Raw genomic sequence first — 7079 nt, forward strand, 5'->3', positions numbered from 1 at the left:
GCCGGTGCGTCCAGGCGGGATGCCTGGGGGCACCTCCCGGCCGCCAGGCTGGGGGAGCGTCGCGCGCCCGGCGGGAATTGTCAGACACGCCCTAGAACTTGAGGCCGCCGAGCAGGCTCGCCAGGCTGGCACCGCCGGCGGTGATGCTCGGGGCGATCGAGGAGCCGGCGACGTAGAAGCCGAAGAGGGCGCAGACGACGGCGTGGGAGACCTTTAGCCCGTCCCTGCGGAAGAACAGAAAGGCGATGGTGCCGAACAGGACGATGCCGGAAATCGAGAGGATCACGTTCTGCTCCTCGGGGAGGGGGGACGGGGACGGTGTTACGGAAAGTGCGCTAATCGTGACAAAAAGTAATAGATGATGGAACGGTGCAAATGGGTGGTTTCCCGTTCAACGTCGCCCTGGAGTTCGGGCGAAGGCGGGCGGACCGGCCGGGGTGGGGCCGTGTCCCGCGCAGTTCCAGCGCGGCGAGGCATTCCCGCCGGGTGGGCGGGAGGTTTCCGGGGGGTCGGGGAAGTTCGCCCGGATGGCCGCCGTTCGAGGGCCGCCATCCGCCATCCGGATGCGCGCTGGCCCGGCCCGGCACCCGGCCGCTACGGTGCGGTACGCGCAGCTCCTCCAGCCGCACTCCGCCACCGCGGCTCCGCCACCCGCAGAGCCCGCAGAACCCACAGACCGGAAAGGCCGCCCGCCATGACCGACGCCGCCAACCAGCAGCCCGCCGACGCTCCCGGCGCCCCCGACGCCGAGGTGATCGCCCTGGCCGGAAAGCTCTTCGACGCCGCCCGCGCCGGCGAGACCGACACCCTGGCCGCCTACGTGGACGCCGGTGCGCCCGCCGACCTCACCAACGACCGCGGCGACACCCTGCTCATGCTCGCCGCCTACCACGGCCACGCCGCCACCGTCGAAGCCCTGCTGGCGCGCGGCGCCGACCCGAACCGCGCCAACGACCGCGGCCAGACCCCGCTCGCCGGCGCCGTCTTCAAGGGCGCCGAGGACGTGCTGACCGTCCTGCTGGACGGCGGCGCCGACCCCACCGCCGGCACCCCGAACGCCGTCGACACCGCACGGATGTTCGGCAAGAACGAGCTGGTCGCCCGTTTCGAGGCCCGCTGATCCAGGTCGTAGGCTCTTCCCTCATGAAGAGCACCACCATGGAGGCCGGAACCGTCGAGTTCCGCGTCACCGGCTACGCCCACCCCGACGCCCAGGCCCTGTCGGCGGAGGTGCAGCAGGAGTACGTCCGCCGCTACGGCGACCCCGACGAGACCGTGCTGCACCTCGACGACTTCGACTCGCCGGCCGGCCTGTTCCTGATCGCCTACCTCGACGGCCGGCCGGTCGCCTGCGGGGGCTGGCGGGCCAAGCAGGCCGGGCCGGACGGGCTGCGCGACGGCGACGTCGAGCTGAAGCGGATGTTCGTGGTCCCCGCCGCCCGCGGCCGTGGCCTGGCCCGGGCGGTGCTGCGCCGCCTGGAGCAGACCGCCGCCGAGGCCGGCCGCACCCGCGTCATCCTGGAGACCGGCACCGAGCAGCCCGAGGCCGTGGCGCTGTACGGGTCCGAGGGGTACGCGGCGATCCGGAAGTTCGGCATCTACCGCGATCACCCGCAGAGCATCTGCCTCGGCAAGGAACTGCCCGCGGCGGCCTGACCGGCCCGCCCGGCGGGTAGGCTCACGACACCTCTGAGGGGGGACGATGAGCCAGCAACCGCCAGGATTCGACCGGCTCCCCGCCCTGGCCGCGCCCGGCGGGGAGCTGGACCAGCTGGTCCGGGGCGGCGTGCGCACCGTCGGGGCCGGCGCCGTCTGGGCCGTCGGCGATGCCGGAGGGGCGCTCGGCGGCGGCGCGCACGGCGTGCTCGGGCAGGGCCCGTACGCCCGGCTCGCCCCCGGGCCGGACACCCGGTACGACCTCGCCAGCCTCACCAAGATCGTCGCCCTCTGGCCCTGCGCCGGAGTGCTCCGGCAGGCCGGGCGGCTCCCGCTCGACGAACCGCTCGGCCGCTGGTGGCCGCCTGCCTCCGGGCACCCCGTCGGCGCGGTGACGGCCCGTCAACTCCTTGCGCACACCGCCGGAATGCTCCCGCACACCGGATTCGAGCAGCTCTACGGGCGCGACCTCGCGGCGATCCGGGCCGGGGTGATCGCCGCCCCGCTGCACCGCGCGCCCGGCACGGCCGTCGAGTACACCGACCGCGCCGCCGTCCTGCTCGGCTACCTCGTCGAGGACCTCGGCGGCGCGCCGCTGGACGAGCTCGCCACCCGCTGGATCTGGCGGCCGCTCGCCATGGCCGACACCCGGTACGGGCCGCTCGGCCCCGCCGACACCGCCCGCACCGCACCCACCGAGTATGACCCGCAGGCCGGGAGCCACCTGTGCGGCGTCGTCCACGACCCCTCGGCCCGGCTGCTCGGCGGCGTCTGCGGCAACGCCGGGGCCTTCTCCACCGCCCGCGACCTCGCCCGCTTCCTCGCCGCGCTGCTCGCCTCGCCGCCCCAACTGCCCTGGGGCGAGGCCTGGATCGCCGAGTCGCTGCGCGAGCAGACCGGCGGTCTCGCCCCCGCCCGCGGCCTGTCCTGGCTGCACGCCCCCGGCACCGACCCCGCCGAGGGCACCTTCGTCCACTACGGCTTCACCGGCACCGGCATCTGGATCTCCCGGCGGCTCGGCCGCTGGGCGCTGCTGCTCACCAACAAGGTCCACTACGACCGCGGCGTCCAGCCGCTCACCGACCTGCGCAACGCCTACCGGCGGGCGGTCTTCGGGTAGGAGCTCTCGTGCGTCGAGTACCCGATCGGGTGGATTAGGTACGAACCGCCGGATCCGGCACGGGGGTTGCGGCAGAGTAACCACCGCGACGGGGCACCGGCGGAGGAGGCGCGATGACGGACACCTGGCTCTCGGAACAGGACTGGCTGGCCGGGCTGCTGCGCGCCTACGTCGGCTGCAGCGTGCTGCTCACCGGCGAAGGCGGCGACGTCCTGCTGCTGAAGGCCAGTTACCGCGCCCAGTGGCAGTTCCCCGGCGGCGGGATGGACCCGGGCGAGGGCCCCGCCGAATGCGCCGCCCGCGAACTGCGAGAGGAGACCGGGCTGGTGGCCGGCGAGCTGCGGCTGCTCGTCGTCGAGTGGCGCGACCCGATCCCGGGCCAGGGCGAACACGCCCACCCCGCCGTGCAGTTCATGTTCGACGGCGGAACGGTCCCGGCCGGCGCGACCATCCGGGTGCAGGCCGAGGAGATCGCCGAGTACGGGTACTTCACCCCCGCCCGGGCGGCCGCACTGCTGCACCCCTGCGCGGCGCGCCGGCTCACCCGGGCCCTGGCGGCCCGGCGGACCGGCGCCACCGCGCTGCTGCACTCCACGGGGTACGTCGGCTGACGGACCGTCAAATATGCCAGCCGGTCAGGCCCGTCAGGCCAGCGTGCTCCAGTAGTACCAGAACCGGTTGAGGATCAGCAGCGCGATCACCGCCGCCCACAGCACCGGCACCGCCCAGTGGTAGCGCGCGGCCTCCCGCACGACCGGCCGCAGCCGCGGGCCCACCGGGATCACCCCCGTCCGGAGGTTGTGCAGCGTCGTGTACCAGAACAGCACCACCACCGTCGCCCACACCACCATGCAGTACGGGCACAGCGCGCCGATCCGGTACAGCGCCTCGTCGATCAGCCAGTGCACGAACACCACACCCAGCAGGGTGCCCGCGTGCAGGCCCAGCCAGAACCAGCGCCGGTACGCGGCACCGGCCAGCAGCCCCGCCCCGACCGCCGCCAGCGCGCCGAAGGCGGCCAGCCCGAGCAGCGGGTTCGGGAACCCGAAGACCTCCGCCTGCTCGGTGCGCATCACCGAACCGCAGCTGATCACCGGATTGAGGTTGCAACTGGGGACGTAGGACGGGTTCTCCAGGATGCGGAGCTTGTCGAAGGTCAGGACGGCCGAGGCGGCCAGCCCGATCAGCCCGCCGAGGAACAGCAGCAGGGAGAACACCCGGCCCGCGCCGACCGGCGCACGGCCGGCGTCGCCGGGGGCGGGAGGGGAGAGGTGCACAGAGGTAGCGGCGGTCATGGCAGCACACTCCGGTGGCTGGGAGGAGCCGGCCCGGCCGGGGTTCGGCCGGGCCGGTGGTGCCCTGCTTACTTCAGGCCGGCGGCCTGCTTGACCTGGGCGGTGAACTGCTCCGGCGTCACCGTGGACTGGCCGCTGAACAGCGTGATCGGCTTGCCGTCCACCTTGACCGTCGGGGTGCCCGTCACCCCGCTGCCGTTGAACGCCTCCGCGACCTTCGCCGCCCACGGCGCGTACGTCTTGTCGGTGACGGCCTTCACGAAGGCGTCCGTCTTCAGCCCGGGCACCGGGCCGGCCAGGTCGAGGATGTGGTTGACGTTGCCGAAGTCGTCCTTCCGCTCGTCGGGCTGGTTGGCGTACAGCACGTCGTGGAACTGCTTGAACTTGTCCACGCCCTCGTTCAGCGCGGCGCCCGCGGCGGCCAGCGCGGTGCGCGAGCCCTTGCCGCCGAGGGCGTTGTCCAGGAACGCCGCCAGGTGGAACTCCACCTTGACCGAGCCGTCCTCGGTCAGCTTCTTGACCGCCTCGCCGTTCGCCGCCTCGAAGTGCTTGCAGACCGGGCAGCGGAAGTCCTCGTACACCTCCATGGTGTGCGGGGCGTCGGCCTTGCCGTAGGTGATCACCGTGCCGTCCGGGCCGGAGGCGTTCGCCGGGACGACCAGCTCCGTCGGCGCGGCCGCATCGGCGGCCGCCGTCGAGTCCTTCTTGCCGGACGCCGAGTTGATCGCGACCGCCGCTCCGCCCGCGAGGGCGAGCACCGCGACTGCGGACACCGCCACGACGATCCGCTGGCGGCGCTTCGACGCCGCCTGCTCGATGCGCTGCGCCTCCTGGATCCGCTCACGGGCACTGATGCGCTTGGCCTGCTGCTTGCTGGGGGTCTGAGCCATGGAAGGCAACTCCTGTACGCGGCGCGCGGATGCGCGCGGGAAACCGCACCGGGTGCGGCGGGATCGAGTGAACGCGGGAGTTGTGCGCGCTGCCTGCGGACGAACGTGCGCGGCGGCCCTACGGCCTCGGGCGGGTCAGCAGGCAGGCGCGAGAACCGGCGGACCACGCCGGGGAGCCGGGCTCAGCACCACGTCCTCGCGGCGCGGCCGCTCGCGGTCCGACACCGGCAGCGGCACCCGCAGCACCGGCCGAACCGGAGCCGGGAGCAGCAGCAGGACCAGGGCGCGCAACGGGCGGGCCAGCGACTGGCGCAGCGCGCGCAGCGACCGGGCCAGGCCCGACAGGGCGGCGTCGCCCAGCCGCAGCCAGGCCGCGGCGGCCAGCGCGATCACCAGGTGCACCAGCAGGAGCAGCACCTGGGTCGCCGCCGGGGCCAGCGGCCCCACATGGCCCAGCGGACCGGCCAGCAGCGACCCGTCCACCGAACCGCCTCCACACACCAGCAGGTTCACACCGCGCGCGGGCACGTGCTCGGACAGGATCGGCCCACAGCCGGCCTGCCCCAGGTTGAACGTCGTGTTGAGCAGCAGCTCGACCGGCACCAGCACGCTGGAGATGTGCAGCAGCCGCCGCTCCCCGCCGGCCAGCGCGGCCGCGACCAGGAAGACGACGGCGGTCGCGGCCGCCACCAGCGAGAGCGGCAGCGGGCGACCCGTGATGACCACCTGGCCCAGCGCGGACAGCGGCACGGCGAGCGCGGTGAACACCGCGGCCCGCAGGGCCCTGATCGCATGGGTGGAGGTCGTCACGTCCCGGAGTATGCCACGACGCTTACATCCGGCACGAGGGCGCGTACCCGGGGAGTGGAAGCGTTGCCCGCCGGAGGCCGTTCGTTCACCCGCCTGACGCCCGCTCAGCCGGGACCGCTTCGCTGTTCGTGCGGGTCGGCGGCGTGTGCGCCGAGCGGTCGTCCTGGGCCTGGCTCGTCCCCGTCCCGGGCCTGCTCGTTCCCGTCGCGGTCCTGGTCGTCGTCGTGCGCCCGGACCCGTAGCCTGGAAGGCGTTCCCGGCGACCCCGATGAGGGGGTGAGCGCTCATGGCGCGACCCGCCACCACGGTGGGGCAGGTGCTGCTGGACCGCCTCGGCGCGCAGGCGGCGGTACTGGCCGGCCTCGACGACGCCGTCCGGGCGGACGAACCGGACGCGGTGCACCGGATGCGGGTCGCCTGCCGACGGCTGCGCAGCGCCCTGCGGACCTTCCGGCGACTGTTCGCCCCCGGGGCCACCGACCACCTGGTCGCCGAACTGCGCTGGCTCGCGGCCGCCCTCGGCCGCGCCCGGGACGGCGAGGTGCTCGCCGAGCGGCTGGCCGCCCAGGCCCGGGCACTGCCCGCCGCCTGCCGGCCGGAGCGGGTCGCGGCGGAGCTGGAGCGGTGGGGGCGGGTCGAGTACCGGCAGGCCTGGCCCGAGGTGCTCGCGGCCCTCGACAGCCCGCGCCGCCGCGCCCTCGCCGACGCCCTCGCCACCCTCCTCGCCGACCCCCCGCTGCGCCGCCGGGCCGGCCGTGACGCCGTCCCCGAGCTGGCCCGGATCGCCGAGCGCGAGCAGCACCGCACCGGCGAGCGAGTCCGGGCGGCCCTCGACACCGGGGCCGGGCCCGCCGAGCAGCGCGACCGCGCCCTGCACGAGGCCCGCAAGGCCGCCAAACGCGCCCGCTACGCCGGCGAGACCGCCGCCCCGGCGGTCGGCGCGGCCGCCGAGCGGTACACGGACCGGATGAAGGCCGTCCAGGAACTGCTGGGCGAGCACCAGGACGCGGTGGTCGCCGCCGGCACCCTCGCCGGGCAGGCCGCCGACAGCGGCGAGCCCTTCGGCCTCGGGGTGCTCTACGCCCGCCAGCTCACCGCCGCCGAGACGGCCCGGGCCCGGCTGCCCCAGGTGTGGGCCCGGGCGGCGGGGCGCAAGCTGCCGCGGTTCGGCTAGGTCCTGTCCGGTCGATCTTGGCGGATCAGCCCGCGGCGTTGGGCGCCCGGCTGGGCGTGCGCCCGGACCGCCCTCGTACTGGACGTACTTGGGCGATTCGGGCGTGCGTCCAGGCGGGATGCGTAATGGGGGTA

General features: G+C 74.6%; 9 protein-coding genes. 5 read left to right on the top strand and 4 right to left on the bottom strand.

Annotated features, from left to right (window positions below):
• Positions 1–91: 91 nt before the first annotated feature.
• On the bottom strand, positions 92–286 hold the full coding sequence (locus tag ACFV6I_RS36010) for a hypothetical protein (RefSeq protein ID WP_063346460.1): 195 nt from the start codon (positions 284–286) through the stop codon (positions 92–94).
• Between the two features lie 408 nt (positions 287–694).
• Here ACFV6I_RS36010 and ACFV6I_RS36015 point away from each other — a divergent pair, with 408 nt between their 5' ends.
• The 4 genes from ACFV6I_RS36015 to ACFV6I_RS36030 all read left to right on the top strand — a co-directional run bounded on the left by ACFV6I_RS36015 (position 695) and on the right by ACFV6I_RS36030 (position 3387).
• Positions 695–1120 (top strand): ankyrin repeat domain-containing protein, encoded by a 426-nt coding sequence (locus tag ACFV6I_RS36015; RefSeq protein WP_380342970.1) that lies wholly within the window; start codon positions 695–697, stop codon positions 1118–1120.
• A gap of 23 nt (positions 1121–1143) precedes the next feature.
• Positions 1144–1656 carry a GNAT family N-acetyltransferase gene (locus ACFV6I_RS36020; protein ID WP_380342973.1) on the top strand — a complete coding sequence of 171 codons (513 nt, stop codon included), beginning with the start codon at positions 1144–1146 and terminating at the stop codon, positions 1654–1656.
• Positions 1657–1702: 46 nt separating this feature from the next.
• Entirely contained in the window at positions 1703–2776 is a 1074-nt protein-coding gene (locus ACFV6I_RS36025) for a serine hydrolase domain-containing protein (RefSeq protein ID WP_380342976.1), read from the top strand.
• Positions 2777–2889: 113 nt separating this feature from the next.
• Positions 2890–3387 (top strand): NUDIX hydrolase, encoded by a 498-nt coding sequence (locus tag ACFV6I_RS36030; RefSeq protein ID WP_363623640.1) that lies wholly within the window; start codon positions 2890–2892, stop codon positions 3385–3387.
• Positions 3388–3420: 33 nt separating this feature from the next.
• Here the strand turns inward: ACFV6I_RS36030 and ACFV6I_RS36035 are convergent, their stop codons facing one another.
• The 3 genes from ACFV6I_RS36035 to ACFV6I_RS36045 form a co-directional block, all read right to left on the bottom strand.
• Positions 3421–4071, bottom strand: coding sequence for a vitamin K epoxide reductase family protein (locus ACFV6I_RS36035; protein WP_380430162.1), 651 nt, complete (start codon positions 4069–4071; stop codon positions 3421–3423).
• Between the two features lie 68 nt (positions 4072–4139).
• Positions 4140–4961, bottom strand: coding sequence for a DsbA family protein (locus ACFV6I_RS36040; RefSeq protein WP_380430164.1), 822 nt, complete (start codon positions 4959–4961; stop codon positions 4140–4142).
• A gap of 135 nt (positions 4962–5096) precedes the next feature.
• Positions 5097–5771, bottom strand: coding sequence for a hypothetical protein (locus ACFV6I_RS36045; protein WP_063346453.1), 675 nt, complete (start codon positions 5769–5771; stop codon positions 5097–5099).
• A gap of 286 nt (positions 5772–6057) precedes the next feature.
• Here ACFV6I_RS36045 and ACFV6I_RS36050 point away from each other — a divergent pair, with 286 nt between their 5' ends.
• Positions 6058–6945, top strand: a complete 888-nt coding sequence (locus tag ACFV6I_RS36050) for a CHAD domain-containing protein (protein ID WP_380430167.1) — start codon at positions 6058–6060, stop codon at positions 6943–6945.
• The last annotated feature ends 134 nt before the right edge of the window (positions 6946–7079 follow it).

Origin of the sequence: Kitasatospora sp. NPDC059803, assembly GCF_042732255.1 — a bacterium.
Lineage (GTDB): Bacteria > Actinomycetota > Actinomycetes > Streptomycetales > Streptomycetaceae > Kitasatospora.

Bases quoted from the DNA above. Each gene is read 5' to 3' on its own strand.
- ACFV6I_RS36015 (WP_380342970.1), top strand. From the start codon at position 695: ATGACCGACGCCGCCAACCAGCAGCCCGCCGACGCTCCCGGCGCCCCC.
- ACFV6I_RS36020 (WP_380342973.1), top strand. From the start codon at position 1,144: ATGAAGAGCACCACCATGGAGGCCGGAACCGTCGAGTTCCGCGTCACC.
- ACFV6I_RS36025 (WP_380342976.1), top strand. From the start codon at position 1,703: ATGAGCCAGCAACCGCCAGGATTCGACCGGCTCCCCGCCCTGGCCGCG.
- ACFV6I_RS36030 (WP_363623640.1), top strand. From the start codon at position 2,890: ATGACGGACACCTGGCTCTCGGAACAGGACTGGCTGGCCGGGCTGCTG.
- ACFV6I_RS36035 (WP_380430162.1), bottom strand. From the start codon at position 4,071: ATGACCGCCGCTACCTCTGTGCACCTCTCCCCTCCCGCCCCCGGCGAC.
- ACFV6I_RS36040 (WP_380430164.1), bottom strand. From the start codon at position 4,961: ATGGCTCAGACCCCCAGCAAGCAGCAGGCCAAGCGCATCAGTGCCCGT.
- ACFV6I_RS36050 (WP_380430167.1), top strand. From the start codon at position 6,058: ATGGCGCGACCCGCCACCACGGTGGGGCAGGTGCTGCTGGACCGCCTC.